Raw genomic sequence first — 21,052 nt, forward strand, 5'->3', positions numbered from 1 at the left:
AGCAGTGGCTAATGCATACAAACAAGCTGGTGTTGATATCGAAGCAGGCTATGAAGCCGTAGCAAGAATGAAAAAGCATGTCCAAAAAACAGCCCGGGCCGGCGTCTTGGGCGGCCTCGGCGGTTTTGGCGGGATGTTTGACTTATCGACCCTAAACTTAAAAGAGCCGGTCTTGGTGTCAGGAACGGACGGGGTAGGAACTAAACTAAAGATTGCTTTTGCGATGGACCGCCACGATACAATCGGCATTGATGCCGTAGCGATGTGCGTCAATGATATTGTCGTCCAAGGTGCAGAGCCATTGTATTTCCTTGATTACATTGCAACGGGCAAAGCGCTCCCCGAAAAGATTGAAGCAATTGTCAAAGGGATTGCCGATGGCTGCGAGCAAGCCGGATGTGCCTTAATTGGCGGAGAGACAGCGGAAATGCCTGGACTCTACCGTGGAAATGAGTATGACCTGGCAGGTTTTACGGTCGGGGCGTGTGAAAAGTCCAACTTGATTACTGGTGAAACGATTAAGGCAGGCGACGTCCTGATTGGTCTTGCGTCAAGCGGTATCCATAGCAATGGCTATTCCTTAGTACGGAAGGTATTTAATGATTGGTCATTGATTGAATTTGTGAATGAACTTGGCTGCACCTTGGGAGAAGAATTGCTGAAACCGACAAAAATCTATGTAAAGCCGATTTTGTCAGCATTGAAAAAATTCAACATTAAAGGCATGGCCCATATCACTGGGGGCGGATTTATCGAGAATATCCCAAGGATGCTCACCAAAGGACTAGGGGCGGAGCTCGATGAGAAAAACTGGAATATTCCATATGTGTTTAAGCTGATCTCAGAGCTTGGACAAATTGACTATAAAGAGATGTATAATATTTTTAATATGGGAATTGGTATGGTAATAGCGGTGAATAAGGAAGATGCTGCTGATGTGCTTGAACACTTTAAACAATGCGGCGAAACCCCTTATGAAATCGGAGTAGTAACTGATAGCGAAGGCATCAAAATTAATGGCAGAGGTGGACGTCGATGAAAAATATCGCAATTTTTGCATCCGGAAGCGGAAGTAATTTTCAAGCGATTGTCGACGCTGTCCAAGCGAACCAGCTTTCAGCAAACCTCTCCCTGCTTGTTTGCGACCAACCGGGGGCTTATGTGATTGAACGGGCGCGGGAGGCTGAAATCTCCACATTTGTTTTTAACGCCAAAGACTATCCAAACAAGGAAGCTTATGAAGAAGAAATCGTCTTGTTATTGAAAAATAAACAAGTCGATTTGATTGTGCTGGCAGGCTATATGAGGCTGGTTGGCTCTACCTTGTTAAGTGAATATGAAGGACGGATTATCAATATCCATCCTTCATTGCTTCCTGACTTCCCGGGCAAGGATGCGATTGGCCAGGCATTAGCTGCAAACGCCAAATGGAGCGGCGTGACCATCCATTTTGTCGATGAAGGAATGGATACAGGGCCGGTCATTGTCCGGGAACGGGTACGAATTGAGGAAAATGAAACGAGAGAAAGCCTACAGTGGAAGATTCAGGAGATTGAACACAAGCTATACCCATCCATTCTGCAGATGTTATTGACAAAAGGAGATGCATTACAAAATGAAAAAGCGCGCGCTAATTAGTGTATCAGACAAAAACGGGGTAAGCGAATTTGCAAAGGAATTGATCAATCTAGGATTTGAGATTGTTTCGACGGGCGGGACGAAAAAAATGCTGCAGGAACAGGGGCTTCCTGTTCTTAGTGTAACGGACGTTACCGGATTTCCGGAAATTTTGGAAGGCCGTGTCAAAACATTAAATCCATTTATTCACGGCGGCTTGCTGGCGAAACATGGCGAAGCAGACCATCAAAAGCAGCTTGAAGAGCATGGAATTGACCCTATCCAGGTTGTGTGTGTCAATCTTTACCCATTCCAGCAGACAATTGAAAAGCCGGATGTGACGGTTGAAGATGCGATTGAGAACATCGATATCGGCGGACCAGCAATGCTTCGCGCTTCGGCAAAAAACCATCAATATGTTACCGTGGTTGTCGACCCTGTTGACTATGAAACTGTGCTTGCAGAATTAAAAGCCAGCGGGGAAACAACGCTAGAAACAAGACGTAAGCTTGCTGCTAAGGTTTTCCGTCATACTGCCGCTTATGATGCGTTAATTGCAGAATATATGACCAACCTAGCTGAGGAAGAAAATCCGGAGAAATTAACGGTTACCTATGAATTGAAGCAATCGCTTCGTTACGGAGAAAACCCTCATCAAAAGGCTTCTTTTTACAAAAAGCCGCTTGGTTCCAAATTCTCGATTGCTTATGCCGACCAGCTTCATGGCAAAGAGCTTTCCTATAATAACATCAACGATGCTGATGCAGCGCTGCAAATCGTGAAAGAGTTCACGGAACCAGCAGCAGTTGCCGTTAAGCATATGAATCCGTGCGGAGTCGGCACGGGAAAAACTGTCTTCGAAGCCTTTGAAAAGGCGTTTGCTGCAGACCCCGTTTCCATTTTCGGCGGAATTATTGCCTTAAACCAGGAAGTGGATGCAGAGACAGCCCGCAAGCTCCATGAAATTTTTCTAGAAATTATTATTGCCCCTTCGTTCTCGAAGGAAGCGATTGAGGTTTTGACATCTAAAAAGAACCTGCGTCTGTTAACCATTCCATTTGAGCAGGGACAAAAAGTGGAACGGAAAATGACAACGATTGAAGGCGGACTGCTCATGCAGGACCAAGACCGTTATAGCCTGGATGATGCCAATATCACAATTCCAACGAAAAGACAGCCGACGGAGGCTGAGTGGGCAGCGTTAAAGCTGGGCTGGAAGGTTGTTAAACATGTGAAATCCAATGCTATTGTCGTTTCTGACAAGGACATGACGCTTGGAATCGGTGCTGGACAGATGAACCGTGTCGGCTCAGCAGAAATTGCCCTTAAGCAGGCAGGTGCAAAGGCTGAAGGTGCGGCGCTTGCTTCCGATGCTTTCTTCCCAATGGACGATACCGTCGAAGCTGCAGCAAAAGCAGGTATTACAGCGATTATTCAGCCGGGCGGCTCCATTCGTGATGCGGATTCAATTAAAAAAGCGGACGAATATGGAATTGCTATGGTGTTTACTGGCGTCAGACATTTTAAACATTAATCGGGGTGAAGAACAGTGAAGATTATGGTAATTGGCCGCGGTGGTAGAGAGCATGCGATTTGCCGGAAAGCGAGCGAAAGCCAGCAAGTGGAGAAAGTGTTTGCTGCCCCTGGCAATGCTGGCATGACAGATGTGGCAGAGCTTGTTGCGATTGAGGAATCCAGCCACGAACAACTGATCCAGTTCGCCAAGGAACAGGGCGTCGCTTTGACGATAATCGGTCCAGAGGTGCCGCTTCTTGAGGGATTGGCCGACAAGTTTTCTGAGGCGGGGCTAAGGGTATTTGGACCGCGTCAGGCAGCGGCTGAAATCGAAGGAAGCAAGTCATTCGCCAAGGAATTAATGGAGAAATACCAAATTCCAACGGCTGATTATGCTGTCTTTACTTCTTATGATGAGGCCCGTCAATATGTTGAAGAGAAGGGTCCTCCAATTGTCATAAAGGCGGATGGTCTGGCAGCAGGGAAAGGTGTTACCGTGGCCATGACCATGGAGGAAGCACTGGAAAGCCTTAAAAGCATGTTATTGGATAAACAGTTCGGCGCTGCGTCTGCCCGGGTAGTGGTTGAGGAATTTTTGGACGGAGAAGAATTTTCCTTAATGGCTTTCGTCAATGGCGAGGTAGTGGTTCCGCTTGAAATCGCCCAGGATCATAAACGGGCTTTTGACGGCGATAGAGGACCGAACACCGGCGGGATGGGTGCCTATTCACCGGTGCCGCAAATTGGCGCAGAATTTGTTCAGACTGCCGTTGAAACTATTCTGAAACCAGCGGCCAAAGCAATGGTTCAAGAGGGTAGAAGCTTTTGCGGGATTTTATATGCCGGTCTGATTAAAACGGAGAACGGTCCGAAGGTAATTGAGTTCAATGCTCGTTTTGGCGACCCGGAAACTCAGGTAATTTTACCGCGCTTAAAATCAGACTTAGTTCAAGTGGTGAATGAATTGTTGGATGGAGGCACTCCTGTTCTGGAGTGGGATGAAGAGGCCATGCTGGGAGTGGTGGTCGCTTCCAAAGGATATCCTGGGGATTACGAAAAAGGTGCTGTACTAGACGGTTTATCAGATTTGAACCCTGAACAGGTTTATGTTTTTCATGCGGGAACCGCTAAAAACGAAACTGGTGAGTTTGTGACCACTGGAGGCCGAGTTCTTTTGGTTGGTGCTAAGGCTGGGAACTTAGCAGAAGCACAGGAAAAAGTTTATGCTGAGCTTGTAAAATTAACGTCCGAAGGTGTTTTTTACCGGAGGGATATCGGTTTTAAGGCTATCGCGCACGTCTTCTAGATTCAAGGGCTGCCGCACCTGCGGACAGCCCTTTTTTAAAACTTTACTAATTTAAACATCAGGTCGGATTATACGGCATGGCATCCCCGGTCAACCCTTCAACCCCATCAGCGGCATCAATGTTTCCATCAACAGATCCGCCGAGTTTCCCTTCATCGACCATACACTGATACTTCTCAAATAATGCCGTCATTGGACAGTAGCGGACAATTCCCTCCGCCACCTTCATGGCCGCACAAAGAGCGACGAACAAGTAGGAATCTCTCCATGGCTGCTTCACCAATTTAGCAGTGCACCAAGAAAGCAAGGTAAGTCCAACAGTAATACGGATTAGGGCGTTTAAAATCCCTATGTTTGGTGTAATTTTCATTTTTGTTCACTCCTTCACAAAAGTTTTACAATATTTATCATTTTCTTTACTGCTTTAAATTACAAAATATGATAGTATAATAACTAAGAAATTTGTAAGGGTTTTCTTTATTGTGAAATCAAACAATTTATAAATAGATACGTTTCATTTTAGGGAGGGATTTTGTATGCTGGAACAGCGCTACCGCTGGAAAAACAGACAATTACGCATGCATGTATCCGTTTTGGATGGGACAACAGCCCCCACCATTCTGTTAAAAAACGCCTTATACTTAAATCAGACGTTTAAGAAATGGATGCGTGCCAATATTTGGATATATGACGATCGGATTGTTTATGTTGGCGAAAACCTGCCTGCCAACACAGAAAACTGTGAAATCATTGATTGTACGGAACAAATCCTTGTTCCAGGTTATATTGAACCGCATGCTCATCCGTTTCAATTATATAATCCCCATACTCTTGCTGCCTATGCATCGCAGTTTGGAACCACGACATTAATTAATGACAATATGGCCCTTGCTTTGAATTTACCAAAAAGGGAAGCGTTTTCATTATTGCGGGATTTCCGCTCGATTCCATCCACAATGTTTTGGTGGTGCCGGTTTGATTCGCAAACAGAAATTTTGTATGAGGAAGAAACTTTTTCACACAGTAATATTAAGTCCTGGCTAGAGCACGACGCGGTCCTTCAGGGCGGAGAGCTGACGGGCTGGCCTAAGCTTTTAAACGGCGATGATATGATGCTTCATTGGATTCAAGAGGCAAAACGGATGCGCAAGAAAATTGAAGGCCATTTTCCTGGCGCTTCGGAAAAAACCTTGGCAAAGATGATGCTTTTGGGGGCTGATTGTGACCATGAGGCAATGACGGGTGAGGAAATTTATAACCGCCTCATGCAGGGCTATATGGTTTCCCTACGCTATTCGTCAATTCGCCCTGATCTGCCTGATATTCTTGATGACATGAAGCGGATGGGAATTGACGCATATGATAGATTAATATTTAATACGGACGGAGCTACTTCGACTTTTTACGAGCAGGGCATAACCGATGCAATGATCCGGATTGCAATTGAAAAAGATGTTCCGGTTATTGATGCCTATAATATGGCCTCAGTTAATATTGCTAGATACTACGGCATCGACCACCTTCTCGGGAACATTGCCACAGGCAGAGTAGCAAATATTAACTTCTTATCAAGCGTTGAAAATCCAACACCGGTATCTGTACTGGCTAAAGGAAAATGGGTAAAACGGAATGGAATGAAGGTTGAGGAAGCCTACCCTTCTGTTGATTGGTCACAGTATGGTTTAAAGCCGATGGAATTAGACTGGGAATTAACAATGGACGACTTGCAATTTTCCATGCCGTTCGGAATCAAAATGGAGAATTCTGTTATCACGAAACCATATTCCATCGCCATTGATGTTTCGGGAGATGAATTGACAACCGATCATGATGAGTGTTTCTTTACCTTGATTGACCGAAAAGGGAAATGGCGGATTAACACGATGTTAAAAGGATTTGCCAATAATTTATCTGCACTGGCAAGTTCCTTTTCCAATACAGGGGATATCATTTTAATTGGAAAAAACAAGCAGGATATGCTTTTGGCATTTAATAGAATGAAAGAATTGAACGGAGGGATCGTTCTGGTCGAAGGCGGGGAGGTTGTTTGCGAGCTGCAGCTGCCATTGGCTGGAATTATGTCAAATCTTCCAATGGAGGAGTTAATGGTTCAGGAGAAACGTCTGCTTGAGGAATTGAAAAATCGAGGCTACAGCTTTTCCGATCCGATTTATAGCTTGTTGTTTTTCTCAACGACGCATTTGCCGTATATTCGGATTACCCAGCAGGGGATGTATGATGTGATGAACAAAACAGTACTCTTTCCATCGATAATGCGTTAAACTATAATTAAGTTAATGATTTAACGCGCGAAAGTGATTGGATGTATGGAGAGGAAACAGGGGTGTTGACTGGATGAAAAAATGGGCTGTTGCAGCAGCAGCGCTTCTTTTACTGTTCTCTGGATGCAGTAAGAAAGAAGAAACGGTAAAACCACTGGAACCAAAAGAAAAAGTGGTTGACAAGGTAGTGAAAAAAGAAGAAAAGAAGGAAGAAACCGCCTACTATTTTCCTCTTACTGGCGTAAAATCAGAAACGAAAACAGATGGAAGAGCAGTCGCAGTCATGATTAATAATCACCCAAAGGCTAGGCCGCAATCAGGCTTGTCTAAGGCGGATATTGTCTATGAACTTATTGCAGAAGGGGATATGACCCGTTTCTTAGCTGTCTTTCAAAGTGAAAAGCCGGCAAATATAGGTCCGGTAAGAAGTTCACGAGCCTATTATATTGATCTGGCCAAAGGTCTAAACGCTCTTTATATCGCCCATGGGTACAGTGAAGAAGCAAGGCAGATGCTTGAGAGCAACTATGTTGATAACTTAAATGGAATGCAATATGATGGTACATTGTTTAAGCGGTCCAGTGCCCGCAAAGCACCGCATAACTCGTACATTACGTACGAAAACATTTTAAAGGGTGTTGAACAAAAGCACTATACGCTGGATAAAACACCACCAAGCTTTACATTTTTAAAAGAGGACGAAAAGAGTAAGGTCACAGGAAATGAAGCAAAATCTGTGATGATTTCCTACTCAAGAGGAGGCATCTCTGATTCGACTTTTACGTTTGATCTCCAGTCTGGCAAGTACAAACGCTTTTCTGGCGGTGAACAGACCGTGGATTTAGAAAATAATGAGCCAGTCCTATTGGATAATATTTTTATCATTGAAGCAGTTCACCAGGTTTATGATTCGGCAGGCCACCTGAAAGTGGATTTAAAATCCGGAGGAAAAGCCTACCTGCTGCAAATGGGAAAAGTAAACGAAGTGAATTGGGCGAACAAGGACGGACGAATTGTTCCGATGAAGGAGGGCCAAGAGGTTCCCTTCGTTCCAGGAAAAACATGGGTCAATGTAGTGCCGGCTAAACCAGGCCTTTCTCAAAGCGTCTCATTTGATGTACAATGATTTATACGGTAAAGGGGAAATTATATGCAAATTAATAAACTACGTGGTAAAGAGCTTGACCAATTGTTTAAAGCCGTTCTTTCATTGAAGGACCTGGAGGAATGCTATCGTTTTTTTGATGACTTATGTACGATTAACGAAATTCAGGCTTTAGCCCAGCGCCTGGATGTAGCTAGAATGCTCCGTGAAGGAAACACGTACCACAAAATTGAATCGGAAACTGGAGCAAGCACAGCTACCATTTCACGCGTAAAACGATGCTTGAACTTTGGAAACGACACCTATGAAATGGTCTTAGAGCGGATAAAGGAAGAAAACAGCCAGGCATAACCTAAATATCAAAAAACCGGAGTAGAAAGTCTCTCCGGTTTTTTCTTTTTAGCTAATAGGAAAGTATAAATTTTCACAAATTTATACTTTCCTAACGCATAAATTTTCACAAATTTATACTTTCCTAACGCATAAATTCAACTACGCCTCTTTCTTCGTCCTATCGGACTCGCCAATCGGCGAGTTTCCATTTAGCATACCGATATTTTCCAAAAATAGTTTCATTGTATTGTTTTTGTATCGAATGCTCTAGTGCTATAATGGTTTAATGGAATTATGAATTGGGGGGCTTAATAGATGTATGATGTTCACGCGTGGCGCCACGTGTTCAAACTCGACCCAAATAAAGAAATATTGGACGAACAACTTGAAAAAATTTGCGAATCTGGTACGGATGCCGTGATTGTCGGCGGAACGGACGGAGTCACACTTGAAAATGTTCTTGATTTGATGGCTAGGATCCGTCGCTATACTGTGCCCTGTGTACTTGAAATATCAAACATCGAAACCGTAACCCCCGGCTTCGATCTTTATTTTATCCCAACCGTCCTAAATAGTACCGATACAAAATGGATTACCGGCCTTCATCATCAAGCGGTGAAGGAGTTTGGTGAAATTATGGATTGGGGAGAAATAGTCATGGAGGGCTACTGCATCCTTAATAGTGATTGCAAAGCAGCTAAACTTTCCTCCGCCAATGCACAATTGACCATTGATGATGTTAAGGGCTATGCGATGATGGCGGAAAAAATGTTTAATCTGCCCATTTTTTATTTAGAATACAGTGGCAAATACGGCGACTTGCAATTGGTTGCTGAGGTGAAAAAGGTGCTTAATAACACGAAGCTGTTTTATGGCGGCGGCATTTCAACTCCTGAACAGGCTGCAGAAATGGCCAAGCATGCGGATGTAATTGTAGTAGGAAACGCTATTTATGATAACTTTGACCTAGCATTAGAAACCGTGAAGAGTGTCCGATAAAATTTGCTTAAGGACACAGATTCCGTTATGATAAAAATAAGAACAAATGTTTGTATTTGGTGGTGGATAGATTGCAATATTTAACTGATAAATTGATAAACGGCTTGAACCCGGAGCAGCAAAAGGCTGTAAAAGCCACGGACGGACCGCTGTTGATCATGGCCGGGGCCGGAAGCGGCAAGACTAGAGTGTTAACGCATCGAATTGCTTATTTAATTGTGGAAAAACGGGTTAATCCCTATAATATTTTGGCTATTACATTTACGAACAAAGCTGCCCGAGAGATGAAAGAACGGATTGCGAAGATGATGGGCGGCGCTGCAGAAGAAATTTGGATTTCTACCTTTCACTCGATGTGTGTCCGCATTTTACGCCGTGACATCGACCGGATCGGGTTTAACCGAAATTTTACGATTTTGGATTCAAGCGACCAGCAATCCGTCATTAAAGGGATATTAAAGGAAAAGAACATTGATCCAAAGAAATTTGACCCGCGCGCGATCCTGGGTTCCATCAGCTCTGCTAAAAACGAACTCATCGACCCGGAAGAATATGCAAAAACCGCTGGGGGCTATTTCGAACAGGTTGTCAGCGATGTTTACGAAGAATACCAGAAACGCCTCCGGAAAAATCAGGCCCTGGACTTTGATGACCTGATCATGAAGACGATTCAATTGTTCCAGCGTTTGCCGGAAGTATTGGAGTACTATCAGCGCAAGTTCCAGTATATTCACGTGGATGAGTATCAAGATACGAACAAAGCACAATATTTACTGGTCAAACTGCTGGCAAACCGCTTTAAAAACCTTTGTGTCGTCGGCGACTCCGACCAGTCCATTTACCGCTGGAGAGGTGCGGATATTGCCAACATCCTTTCCTTTGAAAAAGATTATCCAAACGCTACAGTCATTCTTCTTGAACAAAACTACCGCTCTACCAAAAGGATTCTTCTGGCAGCCAATAAAGTGATTGAAAAGAACTTTAACCGTAAGGCGAAAAATTTATGGACGGAAAATCCTGAAGGAAACAAAATTGTTTATTACCGTGCCGACAGCGAGCAGGGCGAAGCACAGTTTGTTACAGGCAGAATTAAGGAACTGACCCGCGATGGGAAGTACAAGCTTTCGGACATCGCCATTTTGTACCGTACGAACGCCCAGTCCCGTGTAATGGAAGAAGTCCTGCTTAAATCAAACATCGGTTATGCCATTGTCGGCGGTACGAAGTTCTATGATCGAAAAGAAATCAAGGATATGCTTGCCTATTTGCGATTAATCTCCAATCCAGATGATGACATCAGCCTGCAGCGAGTAATCAATGTTCCGAAACGCGGCATCGGTTCAAGCTCGCTTGATAAAATTTTTGATTTTGCCGCGATGCATGATCTGTCGATTTTTCAAGCGCTTGACTCCATTGATTTAATTGGTTTAAGCCCAAAAATAACAAAAGCGGCAGCAGAATTCCGCGATTTAATCAAAAATTATACGAATATGCAGGAGTTTCTATCCGTAACTGAATTAGTGGAAGAAGTTCTCGATAAAACCGGCTATAGCGAAATGCTAAAGGCAGAAAAATCCATAGAAGCGCAAAGCCGCTTAGAGAACCTTGAGGAATTGTTATCTGTTACGAAAAATTTTGAAGAAACAAATGATGATAAAACCCTTGTTGCCTTTTTAACTGATTTAGCTCTTGTTGCCGACATTGATTCCATGGATGATGACGGGGAAAAGGCAGACTCAGTTGTTTTGATGACCTTGCATTCCGCAAAAGGACTCGAGTTCCCCATTGTATTCTTAATTGGTATGGAAGAAGGGGTTTTCCCGCACAGCCGCTCCTTGATGGAAGAGGTGGAAATGGAGGAGGAACGCCGTCTTGCCTATGTAGGAATCACAAGAGCGGAGCAAAATCTGTTCCTTACAAATGCCCAAATGAGAACCCTGTTTGGACGGACTAATATGAATCCGGCGTCTAGGTTTATTAGTGAAATTCCCGAAGACCTTTTGGAAGTCTTTGAACCGGAAAGACGAAATTCGCCGTTTGGCTCAAGAGGTTCTTCTTTTTCATCGAGCGGCAGTTCATTTGGCTCGAGCCGTTCTTCCTTTGGAGGGTCACGTTCTTCCTTCGAATCAGCCGGGGCTTCAGGCACCGGCCGGAGTACATTTGGCACTCCAGCCTCTCCACGTAAGCCAGTTATGCGCCCAGTTTCAGCTGCTTCGGGCGGTGAGGGAGCTGACTGGAAGGTTGGCGACAAAGCTGAACATGGAAAATGGGGCATTGGGACCGTTGTTAGTGTGAAAGGACAGGGAGAAGGGATCGAACTCGATATTGCTTTTCCAAGTCCAACTGGCATCAAACGCCTGCTTGCCAAATTTGCACCGATCAAAAAAGTGTAACGATTTTTCCTGAAAAGTCGTCTTAAAGTAAGTGAAAATAGGTCTCCTCATTTTTATTGGGGAACTTGCTGCAATTAGATGAGGAAAGGGTTGGATATATGGACCTTCAAACCGCTGAACAAAAAATATCCGAAGTGCGGACACTATTAAACCAATACGGTTATGAATACTATGTCTTAGACAAACCATCCGTACCGGATGCTGAATATGACCGATTGATGCAGGAGCTATTGGAGCTTGAAGAAAAGTTCCCCCAATTAAAAACACCTGACTCTCCGTCTGTAAGGGTTGGCGGAGAGGTTCTCGATGTTTTTGAAAAAGTCGAGCACCGGACACCGATGCTAAGCTTGGGCAACGCTTTTAACGAACAGGACTTAAGAGACTTTGACCGCCGTATCCGTCAGGCTGTAGGGGATGACTTTTCATATGTCTGCGAGTTAAAGATTGACGGCCTTGCAGTTTCTTTACGTTACGAAGACGGTTTGTTTATTCAGGGGGCTACCCGCGGTGATGGTACGATTGGCGAAGATATAACGGCAAATCTAAGAACAATTAAATCCGTTCCGCTCCGCCTCACAGAACCTGTGTCCTTGGAGGTCCGCGGTGAGGCCTTTATGCCGAAGCGTTCCTTTGAAGCGCTGAATGAGGCAAGGAAAGAGCGGGGGGAAGAGCTATTTGCCAACCCAAGAAATGCGGCGGCAGGCTCACTCCGCCAGCTTGACACGAAAATGGCGGCTTCCCGGAGACTGGATATCTTTTTATATGGAATTGGAAATCCAGGGGACCTTGGCGTCGTCTCGCATAGCGAAGGCTTAGATTACTTGGACAAACTTGGGTTTAAAACAAATAAAGAGCGGAGAAAGTGCGTCAATATCGATGAGGTAATTGACTATGTAAATGGCTGGGTGGAAAAGCGCCCGCATCTGCCTTATGAAATTGACGGGATCGTTATTAAGATTGACTCCTTAGAACAGCAGGCTGCTCTTGGAACGACTGCCAAAAGCCCGCGCTGGGCAATAGCATATAAGTTCCCGGCTGAAGAAGTTGTAACAACTTTGAAGGATATTGAATTAAGCGTCGGCCGCACCGGCGTTATTACACCTACAGCTATTTTAGAACCGGTTAAAGTGGCTGGTACCACTGTGCAGCGTGCTTCCTTGCACAATGAGGATCTAATCCGAGAGAAGGATATCAAAATTGGCGACAAGGTCGTCATTAAAAAAGCCGGCGACATTATCCCGGAAGTCGTCAATGTTTTGGCGGATCAGCGCACGGGAGAAGAGGTCGATTTTCATATGCCGACACACTGTCCGGAATGTGAAAGCGAACTAGTCCGATTAGAGGGTGAAGTGGCCCTTCGCTGCATTAATCCGAAATGCCCGGCGCAAATCCGTGAAGGTTTAATCCATTTCGTTTCACGGGATGCGATGAACATTGATGGCCTTGGGGAAAAGGTCATCAGCCAGTTGTTTGCCGAAAAATTAATCAGCGATGTGGCTGATATTTATAAGCTATCCTATGACCAGCTTATTGCCCTTGAAAGAATGGGAGATAAGTCGGTTTCCAATCTGTTAAAAGCGATTGAAGCCTCTAAGGAAAACTCGCTGGAAAAACTGCTTTTCGGGCTTGGCATTCGTCATGTCGGGGCAAAGGCGGCAAAAACTTTGGCCCAGGAATTTGGGGCAATGGAAAGATTAGCATCTGCTTCCAAAGAAGATCTGATTGCCATCAATGAAATCGGTGATAAAATGGCTGATTCCATCGTCAGCTTTTTCGAACAGGAAGAGGCAACCGAACTGCTTCAGGAATTAGCTTCTTTTGGAGTGAACATGGAGTTTAAAGGGGTAAGAAAGGTATCCGCCGAGGAATCTAATTCTATTTTTGCCGGCAAAACGGTGGTATTAACCGGCAAACTGGAACGCTTATCGAGAAATGAAGCAAAAGAAAAGATTGAGGCGTTAGGCGGAAATGTGGCGGGAAGTGTAAGCAAAAAAACCCACTTGGTCATTGCTGGTGAAGATGCAGGCTCCAAGCTCGCAAAAGCACAGGAACTGGGAATTGAAGTGTGGGATGAAGAGAAGCTCCTTGAAGAATTAAATAAGTAAGAGGTGTCAGTTTTGAGAAAACTCTCATTGCTCGCGCTTTCCCTTGTCTTTTTGCTGAGTGCCTGCGCACCTACTTTTCAAAAGCAAAATGAAGAAGTGCAAACAAAGGAGAAGGATAAGGGGAAGGCGATTATTCCGAAATATAATATTTCAGATAAATATTACCGGACCATTCTGCCATTTGAGCCGGGGCAGGCCCGCGGATTGGTCGTCAATAATATCAATACAAGATATGATTTAAACGAGTTTGAAATGGGTTTAATGCGTATAGCCCAAAATAGCTTTGATACCGATAAATATTATTTCCGTGAAGGACAGGAAATCAAGGAAAAAACGGTAAGACAATTGCTGAACCGACAATATACAGAGGAGCAGCTAAAGGCAAAAAGCCTGAAGGCAGCGGATAATATCGGATTAAACCCTGTTGATACAGGACCGCCGGGGGAACCGAGCAGTCCGATTTATTTAGCACATATTTTGGAGCATGATTATTTAACAAAGGATGATAAAGGTAACGTTTCACTTGGCGGAATTACCATTGGCCTTGCCCTTAATTCAACCTACTATTACAAGGTTCAAGTCGATAGCGGTACTGTTGAAAAAGAGCAGCATATTGACTTTGCAGACATGGAACGCGAAGGAAAGAAAATAGCGGAAGAAATGATCAAACGAATTAGGACCATGAAAAATGTAAGTGACGTTCCAATCACGATTGCATTATTCGCCCAGCAAAGCAAATCTTCGGTTGTGCCAGGAAATTTCATTGCATATACAACAGTTGATAAAGGCAGCTCAAGTCTAAACTCATGGGAAAAAGTCGACGAAAAATATTATTTATTCCCATCCAGTGATGCCCAGGAAGCACACCGCGATGATACAATCGCCTTTTTAAACTTTAAACAGGATGTTGAAGAATATTTTCCTAACTTCAACGGCGTTATTGGCCGGGCGTTTTACGTCGGCGATCAGCTGCAAAATTTGGATATCACGATTCCAATTCAATTTTACGGAAAAACAGAGGGAATTGGATTTACCCAATATGTCACGGGGTTGGTCATGGAGCATTTTCCTGAATACATTTCGGTATCAGTAAACGTGACCTCCGTGGACGGCCCTGAAGCACTGATTGTCCGTAAAGCCAATGAAAATGAACCGCTTGTGTATATTTACCAATAAGATTCGGCCGCCGGCGGCCGGGTCTTTTTTTTGGTTAACAATCTATTTTTCGAGGCAAAATAGGATTGTTTCTCTGCGAAGTTCGCCGCCTCCTGAAAGAGGGGGTTTTCAGTGTATTTTTAGACAACCTATTATTTTTTCCGTAAGGATTAAATGATTGATTACATAGGAGGAATTTTAGCATGGTACAACCATATAAACATGAGCCATTAACAGATTTTACTGTGGAAGAAAACCGCCAAGCCTATCTTCAAGCCTTAAAAACAGTTGAAGGCTATTTAGGACAGGATTATCCCTTAATCATCGGCGGTGAAAAAGTGACTACTGAGGAAAAAATCGTTTCCTATAATCCCGCCAACAAAGAGGAAGTAATCGGCCGCGTGTCAAAGGCCAATAAAGAACTTGCAGAAAAAGCGATGCAGGCGGCCGTTGAGGCATTTAGAACATGGAGAAAAACCAAGCCGGAAGTCCGTGCAGATGTGCTTTTTAAAGCGGCAGCTATTATCCGCCGCCGCAAGCATGAGTTCTCTGCTTTGATGACAAAAGAAGCGGGTAAGCCGTGGAGAGAAGCAGATGCTGACACAGCAGAAGGAATTGACTTTTTAGAATTCTATGGCCGGCAAATGCTTGTCTTAAAAAATGGTGTGCCTGTACAAAGCCGTCCCAACGAATTTAACCGTTACGATTATATTCCGCTTGGTGTAGGTATTATCATTTCACCATGGAATTTCCCATTTGCGATCATGGCAGGTACTACCGTTGCCGCGATTGTTTCTGGCAACACGGTCTTGTTGAAGCCTGCTTCCACGACACCAATTATTGCAGCTAAATTTGCGGAAGTAATGGAAGAAGCAGGACTGCCAAAGGGTGTACTAAACTTCGTTCCAGGCAGCGGCGCCGAGGTGGGCGACTACTTAGTTGATCATAAGGATACACGTTTCATCAGCTTCACTGGTTCCCGAGATGTTGGCCTGCGCATTTTCGACCGCTCTTCCAAAATCAGCGAAGGACAGCTTTGGATGAAGCGATTAATTGCCGAGATGGGCGGTAAGGATACGATTGTTGTGGACAGTGAAGCAGATCTTGAATTGGCTGCACAATCCATCATGGCATCAGCGTTCGGATTCTCCGGTCAAAAGTGTTCTGCATGTTCTCGGGCTGTTATTGTTGAGGACGTATATGATCAAGTATTGAATCGCGTCGTGGAATTGACTAATCAAATAAAAGTTGGCGAGCCATCTGAACAGGATACTTTCATGGGCCCTGTTATTGATAATAATGCTTTCAAGAAAATCATGGAATACGTTGAAATCGGTAAGTCAGAAGGCAAATTGATGACTGGCGGCGAAGGAGATAGCTCCAAAGGTTACTTCATCAAGCCAACTATATTTGCTGATTTAGATCCGAAGTCCCGCATCATGCAAGAGGAAATTTTCGGACCGGTGGTAGGTTTCTCAAAAGCGAAGGATTTCAACGAAGCGCTTGAGATAGCCAACAATACTGAATATGGCTTAACTGGTGCGGTTATTACCAAAAACCGTGCCCATATGGAGCAGGCACGTGAGGACTTTCATGTCGGTAATCTTTACTTCAACCGCGGCTGTACGGGTGCCATTGTCGGCTACCAGCCATTCGGAGGCTTCAACATGTCCGGAACTGACTCTAAAGCTGGCGGCCCTGACTATTTGCTTCTTCATATGCAAGGAAAAACAACATCGGAATTATATTAATAAAACAGTAAACTCCTTTCCTTTAGGGAAGGGGTTTTTTGTGTAATAAAGATTAAATGTCCAATAGAAGTGTCTAAAGTGACAATAATGTGAAATGATTCACAAGCAAACAACAAAATGTGACGAACTTCACAATTTTTTAAAAGGCTGGAGTTTACAATTTAACTATAAATGAAACCTTAATAACCGTTAAAAATAACTAAACAAAACATATAGGGAGCGGCCCAACATGAAAAAATTAGTAATGATCGGTAACGGAATGGCTGGAGTCAGGACAATCGAAGAAATCCTTAAACTTGCACCTGAACATTTTGAAATCACCATTTTTGGAGAAGAACCACATCCAAACTATAACAGAATTAAGCTATCAAATATTCTTCAAGGCGATACTAGGTTCGATGAAATCATTATCAACCCGTTGAATTGGTACAAAGAAAACAATATTCAATTATATACAGGCGAAGCTATTGTAAAAATTGACGCAGAAGCCAAACGAGTCATCAGTGACCAAGGCCGTGAAGTGGAGTACGATGAATTAATTATCGCAACAGGATCCAAGTCTTTTATTCTGCCAATTCCAGGTGCGGATAAACAGGGTGTGACCGGTTTTCGTGATATCCATGATTGTGAAATGATGATCAAATCATCAAAGGAATGCAAAAAAGCTGTTGTTATCGGCGGCGGTCTGCTTGGCCTTGAAGCTGCAAGAGGCCTGCTAAACCTAGGAATGAAAGTGGATGTCGTTCACTTAATGCCGTCTCTAATGGAACGCCAACTGGACCATATTGCAGCATCTATGCTTAAGGCAGAACTAGAAGGCCAAGGTATGAACTTTTTAATGGAAAAGGAAACCGTTGAAATCCTTGGAGATGAGCGGGTAACCGGACTACGCTTTAAAGATGGTTCAGAAGTAGAAGCCGACCTAATCGTCATGGCAATAGGCATCAAATCAAACACAGAAGTGGCCAAAAACAGCGGCATCTATGTAAACAGAGGCATTGTCGTAAATGACTTTATGGAGACCAGTCTTCCTCACATTTACGCAGTCGGAGAATGTGCCGAACACAGGGAAATTGTCTATGGTTTAGTGGCGCCATTGTACGAACAAGGGAAGGTCCTGGCGAATCGCATCAGCGGCTTCGAAGCGGAGCCATATAAAGGTTCAGTAACAGGCACCCAGCTTAAGGTAGCAGGGGTTGACCTTTTCTCAGCGGGAGAAATTTTTGAAGACGGCACAACGAAATCAATCATGGCCTACAACGAATATGACGGCATTTATAAACGGATTCTAACAAGAGATAATAGGATTGTCGGGATTGTCCTTTACGGGGATACAAAAGACAGCACAAAACTGTTTCGGATGCTAACGAAACAGGAAAACATCAGCGGCATGACCAGCGTATCGATTCTTCAGTCAGAATGCAGTGCAAGCGGCTCCTCCAGTGATGACATTGCCTCCATGCCAAATGATGAACTGGTGTGCGGCTGTAATGGCGTTACCAAGGGAACCATTGTCGAGGCGATCAAAACACAAGGGTTGACCACTCTAGATCAGGTAAGCCATTGCACAAACGCCGGCCGCTCATGCGGACGCTGTAAACCAATGGTAGCGAGCATACTAGAACATACTCTCGGCGACCAATTTGACGCATCAACAGCTCAAAAGACAAGCATTTGCGGTTGCACAACCTTAAGCCGCGAGGAATTGGTTCAAGAAATCAAAGTAAAGGGCTTAACAAGTGTCAAAGAAGTCATGAACGTTTTAGGCTGGAACAACGAGGAAGGCTGTACAAAATGCCGTCCCGCGATTAATTACTACCTCGGCATGATTCACATGGACGAGTATAAGGATGACCGCGATTCCCGCCTTGTTAACGAAAAAATGCACGCCAATATCCAAAAGGACGGAACCTATTCCGTTGTGCCGCGAATGTACGGCGGGGTGACAACACCACAGGATTTAATAAAAATTGCCAAAGTGGCCGAGAAATACAATGTTCCATTAGTAAAACTAACCGGCGGCCAGCGGATTGGCTTGTTTGGCATCAAAAAAGAAGACCTGCCAAGCATTTGGGAAGAGCTTAATATGCCATCAGGGTATGCTTACGGAAAAACGCTTCGCACCGTCAAAACCTGCGTCGGTGCCCAATTCTGCCGCTATGGTACACAGGACTCAATGGCACTTGGCATTGAGCTTGAAAAGAAATTTGAGCGTCTTGATACGCCGCACAAAGTGAAGATGGGGGTATCTGCTTGCCCAAGAAACTGCTCTGAAGCAGGAATCAAGGATATCGGTTTCGTCGGCATTGATGGCGGCTGGGAAATCTATGTCGGTGGAAACGGAGGAGTTGACCTTCGCGCTGGCGACCACTTATGCACGGTGAAAACCCAAGAAGCGGTTATCGAAATGACCGGGGCCTATCTGCAATACTATCGTGAGACAGCAAACTATCTGGAGCGTACTTCCAAATGGCTAGAGCGCCTGGGCCTAGAGCATATCCAAGGGGTCTTGGCAAACGAGGAAACACGCAAGGCCTTAAACGAACGGATGGACAAAACTTTGAAAAAATATATCGAGCCATGGGATGAAGCCATTCATAGTGAAGAAATTCAAGAGAAATATTATACTAAACATACCATTAAGGTCGGAGAGTGAGCAAAATGCTGCAAACTATAACTCGTATACCGGTTGCAAACTATTCAAACCTAAAAGCAAGATCTGGTTATACCATTAAGATCGATGACAAGGAAATTGCGCTCTTTAAAACATCTAATGGCAATGTTTATGCCTTGGAAAACCGCAGTCCCCATTCGAAGGGCGGTGTTCTTTCGGAGGGGCTTGTCAGTGGTGATTATGTTTTTTGCCCTGTCTATGATTGGAAAATCTCCTTAAAAGACGGGCTTGTGCAGGCTCCGGATACCGGCTATGTTAAAACATTTAACATAGAAATAGAAAAAGATATTATATTTGTCGTATCATAGAAGGAAAACACGGAAGGATGCTGCACGATGGGAACTGGAAAAGTTTTTTTAGTAGGAGCAGGACCGGGGGACGTTGGACTAATTACTGTGAAAGGGCTTGAAGCCATCAAGCAGGCGGAGGTTATTCTATATGACCGCCTAGCCAACCCGAAGCTTTTGGAGTTTGCTCCGGACAATTGTGAACTGATTTACGGGGGGAAATTACCGGACCGCCATTTTTTACGGCAAGAAAATATAAATGACGTTTTGGTCGCTAAAGCATTGGAAGGTAAAACTGTGGTCAGGCTTAAAGGCGGCGACCCGGGTGTATTCGGCCGGGTTGGCGAGGAAGCGGAAGCCTTGGCGAACCACCAAATACCATTCGAAATTGTCCCAGGTATCACATCGGGAATGGCTGCCCCTCTTTATGCCGGAATCCCTGTTACCCATCGGGAACATGCGGAATCATTTACGGTCGTAACGGCCCATGATAAATCACAGGAAGGCAAGCCGCTCCTTGACTGGGCAAGTCTTGCCCGCGGGATGGATACAATCGCTTTTTATATGGGAGTCCGGAACTTGCCATACATTTGTGAAAACTTGGTTGCCCACGGGAAGCCAGCCGAAACCCCAGTAATTTTAATTCAATGGGGCACCTTCGGCCGTCAGAAGACACTGCAGGGGACATTGGCTGATATTGCCGCCAAGGCTGAAGAGGCGAAGTTTAGCAATCCGGCGATTATTTTGGTAGGATATGTCGCATCTCTCCGTGAAAAAATAAGCTGGTTTGAGAAAAAGCCATTACATGGCCGGCAGATTCTTCTGGCGCGCACGAGTGAAGGCGAGAGCGAGTTAGCGAAGGAACTGATGCGTCAAGGCGCGGATGTAATCGAGTTTCCAAGGTGGAAAAGAATCGCAGCACCTGTTAACGAAGAGATTATGGGTACTATATCCAGTTATCAAAAAATCTTATTCACATCGCCTGAGAGTATCGAAGAATTTTTCACGGCGTTAAAGAATCATGGGGTGGATATTCGGAAAATTACAGCAGACCTTTTCGGTTTTTCCATCAAAACCATCAATGCCTTAAAAGAACGAGGATTCGTTCCAGCCTTGATCGATGAAATGTCCGATGGGGGAAAAATGCTTGTAGTTGGAGATGGCGGGGCCCAGGTACAAAAATATGATAACGCTGATTTCTGGAAAACAAGCGACAAAAAAGTAGATGAACAGTTCTTTTCAATTTTTAAAAGAATGATGGACGATGCGGATGTAAATACAGTCGTTTTCCCTTCGAGCGCTTCTGTTGAGCCATTTATAACAGCTTTGCAAAAATTCGGCATCGAAACAGAAGCTTTTTTGAAAAATGTCCAAGTTGTCGGAATGGGCAAACAAACGATGGGCGAAGTGGCCAAACTAGGTCTTGCGGAAAGCGGCATGCCAAAAAAGGCCACTAAAGAGGCGCTAGTCGAGTATTTAACTGGTCCTTGGCCGGAAAAGACTCCTGCCAATAGATAATGGAGGGGCAGA

General features: G+C 44.4%; 16 protein-coding genes. 15 read left to right on the plus strand and 1 reads right to left on the minus strand.

The window, feature by feature from the left end:
* The first annotated feature begins 4 nt into the window (after window positions 1-4).
* From purM to purD, 4 genes are read left to right on the plus strand one after another with little or no spacing between them, the layout of a single operon-like run.
* Window positions 5-1,039, plus strand: a complete 1,035-nt coding sequence (gene purM, locus V5M37_RS01635; protein WP_423800455.1) for a phosphoribosylformylglycinamidine cyclo-ligase — start codon at window positions 5-7, stop codon at window positions 1,037-1,039.
* Window positions 1,036-1,638: a phosphoribosylglycinamide formyltransferase gene (purN, locus tag V5M37_RS01640; RefSeq protein ID WP_423800456.1), complete on the plus strand. Its 603-nt coding sequence runs from the start codon at window positions 1,036-1,038 to the stop codon at window positions 1,636-1,638. Before purM ends, purN begins: the two co-directional genes overlap by 4 nt.
* Window positions 1,616-3,151 carry a bifunctional phosphoribosylaminoimidazolecarboxamide formyltransferase/IMP cyclohydrolase gene (purH, locus tag V5M37_RS01645; protein ID WP_423800457.1) on the plus strand — a complete coding sequence of 512 codons (1,536 nt, stop codon included), beginning with the start codon at window positions 1,616-1,618 and terminating at the stop codon, window positions 3,149-3,151. The genes purN and purH overlap by 23 nt, the downstream gene beginning before the upstream one ends.
* Before the next feature lie 15 nt (window positions 3,152-3,166).
* The gene (purD, locus tag V5M37_RS01650; RefSeq protein WP_423800458.1) at window positions 3,167-4,438 is read left to right on the plus strand and encodes a phosphoribosylamine--glycine ligase; all 1,272 of its coding nucleotides are present in this window, start codon (window positions 3,167-3,169) and stop codon (window positions 4,436-4,438) included.
* Window positions 4,439-4,496: 58 nt separating this feature from the next.
* On the opposite strand, the gene V5M37_RS01655 is transcribed toward purD, so the two are convergent.
* A complete protein-coding gene (locus tag V5M37_RS01655) occupies window positions 4,497-4,808 on the minus strand; it encodes a YgaP family membrane protein (protein ID WP_423800459.1) in 312 nt (103 codons plus the stop codon).
* Between the two features lie 166 nt (window positions 4,809-4,974).
* Between V5M37_RS01655 and V5M37_RS01660 the strand changes: the two genes are divergently transcribed.
* The 11 genes from V5M37_RS01660 to cobA all read left to right on the plus strand — a co-directional run bounded on the left by V5M37_RS01660 (window position 4,975) and on the right by cobA (window position 21,040).
* Entirely contained in the window at window positions 4,975-6,720 is a 1,746-nt protein-coding gene (locus V5M37_RS01660) for an adenine deaminase C-terminal domain-containing protein (protein WP_423800460.1), read from the plus strand.
* 73 nt (window positions 6,721-6,793) lie between these two features.
* Entirely contained in the window at window positions 6,794-7,846 is a 1,053-nt protein-coding gene (locus V5M37_RS01665; protein WP_423800461.1) for a DUF3048 domain-containing protein, read from the plus strand.
* Between the two features lie 24 nt (window positions 7,847-7,870).
* Window positions 7,871-8,176, plus strand: a complete 306-nt coding sequence (locus tag V5M37_RS01670; RefSeq protein ID WP_213147778.1) for a YerC/YecD family TrpR-related protein — start codon at window positions 7,871-7,873, stop codon at window positions 8,174-8,176.
* A 297-nt stretch (window positions 8,177-8,473) separates the two neighbouring features.
* Window positions 8,474-9,157, plus strand: a complete 684-nt coding sequence (locus V5M37_RS01675) for a heptaprenylglyceryl phosphate synthase (RefSeq protein WP_423800462.1) — start codon at window positions 8,474-8,476, stop codon at window positions 9,155-9,157.
* 71 nt (window positions 9,158-9,228) lie between these two features.
* On the plus strand, window positions 9,229-11,550 hold the full coding sequence (gene pcrA / locus V5M37_RS01680) for a DNA helicase PcrA (protein ID WP_423800463.1): 2,322 nt from the start codon (window positions 9,229-9,231) through the stop codon (window positions 11,548-11,550).
* A gap of 98 nt (window positions 11,551-11,648) precedes the next feature.
* The gene (gene ligA, locus V5M37_RS01685) at window positions 11,649-13,655 is read left to right on the plus strand and encodes an NAD-dependent DNA ligase LigA (protein WP_423802557.1); all 2,007 of its coding nucleotides are present in this window, start codon (window positions 11,649-11,651) and stop codon (window positions 13,653-13,655) included.
* 12 nt (window positions 13,656-13,667) lie between these two features.
* Complete coding sequence (locus V5M37_RS01690; RefSeq protein ID WP_423800464.1) at window positions 13,668-14,831, plus strand: CamS family sex pheromone protein; 1,164 nt, start codon at window positions 13,668-13,670, stop codon at window positions 14,829-14,831.
* A gap of 182 nt (window positions 14,832-15,013) precedes the next feature.
* The gene (pruA, locus tag V5M37_RS01695; RefSeq protein WP_423800465.1) at window positions 15,014-16,561 is read left to right on the plus strand and encodes an L-glutamate gamma-semialdehyde dehydrogenase; all 1,548 of its coding nucleotides are present in this window, start codon (window positions 15,014-15,016) and stop codon (window positions 16,559-16,561) included.
* A gap of 229 nt (window positions 16,562-16,790) precedes the next feature.
* Window positions 16,791-19,217 (plus strand): nitrite reductase large subunit NirB, encoded by a 2,427-nt coding sequence (gene nirB, locus V5M37_RS01700; protein ID WP_423800466.1) that lies wholly within the window; start codon window positions 16,791-16,793, stop codon window positions 19,215-19,217.
* A 5-nt stretch (window positions 19,218-19,222) separates the two neighbouring features.
* Window positions 19,223-19,543, plus strand: coding sequence for a nitrite reductase small subunit NirD (gene nirD / locus V5M37_RS01705; protein ID WP_423800467.1), 321 nt, complete (start codon window positions 19,223-19,225; stop codon window positions 19,541-19,543).
* Window positions 19,544-19,570: 27 nt separating this feature from the next.
* Complete coding sequence (gene cobA / locus V5M37_RS01710; RefSeq protein ID WP_423800468.1) at window positions 19,571-21,040, plus strand: uroporphyrinogen-III C-methyltransferase; 1,470 nt, start codon at window positions 19,571-19,573, stop codon at window positions 21,038-21,040.
* Window positions 21,041-21,052: the final 12 nt, after the last annotated feature.

Source organism: Neobacillus sp. SAB-20_R2A (assembly GCF_049568635.1).
Classification (GTDB): Bacteria; Bacillota; Bacilli; order Bacillales; family Cytobacillaceae; genus Neobacillus; species Neobacillus citreus.

Coding starts and splice junctions, on each gene's coding strand:
- purN (WP_423800456.1), top strand. CDS start 1,036: ATGAAAAATATCGCAATTTTTGCATCCGGAAGCGGAAGTAATTTTCAA.
- purH (WP_423800457.1), top strand. CDS start 1,616: ATGAAAAAGCGCGCGCTAATTAGTGTATCAGACAAAAACGGGGTAAGC.
- V5M37_RS01655 (WP_423800459.1), bottom strand. CDS start 4,808: ATGAAAATTACACCAAACATAGGGATTTTAAACGCCCTAATCCGTATT.
- V5M37_RS01660 (WP_423800460.1), top strand. CDS start 4,975: ATGCTGGAACAGCGCTACCGCTGGAAAAACAGACAATTACGCATGCAT.
- V5M37_RS01665 (WP_423800461.1), top strand. CDS start 6,794: ATGAAAAAATGGGCTGTTGCAGCAGCAGCGCTTCTTTTACTGTTCTCT.
- V5M37_RS01670 (WP_213147778.1), top strand. CDS start 7,871: ATGCAAATTAATAAACTACGTGGTAAAGAGCTTGACCAATTGTTTAAA.
- V5M37_RS01675 (WP_423800462.1), top strand. CDS start 8,474: ATGTATGATGTTCACGCGTGGCGCCACGTGTTCAAACTCGACCCAAAT.
- ligA (WP_423802557.1), top strand. CDS start 11,649: ATGGACCTTCAAACCGCTGAACAAAAAATATCCGAAGTGCGGACACTA.
- pruA (WP_423800465.1), top strand. CDS start 15,014: ATGGTACAACCATATAAACATGAGCCATTAACAGATTTTACTGTGGAA.
- nirB (WP_423800466.1), top strand. CDS start 16,791: ATGAAAAAATTAGTAATGATCGGTAACGGAATGGCTGGAGTCAGGACA.
- nirD (WP_423800467.1), top strand. CDS start 19,223: ATGCTGCAAACTATAACTCGTATACCGGTTGCAAACTATTCAAACCTA.
- cobA (WP_423800468.1), top strand. CDS start 19,571: ATGGGAACTGGAAAAGTTTTTTTAGTAGGAGCAGGACCGGGGGACGTT.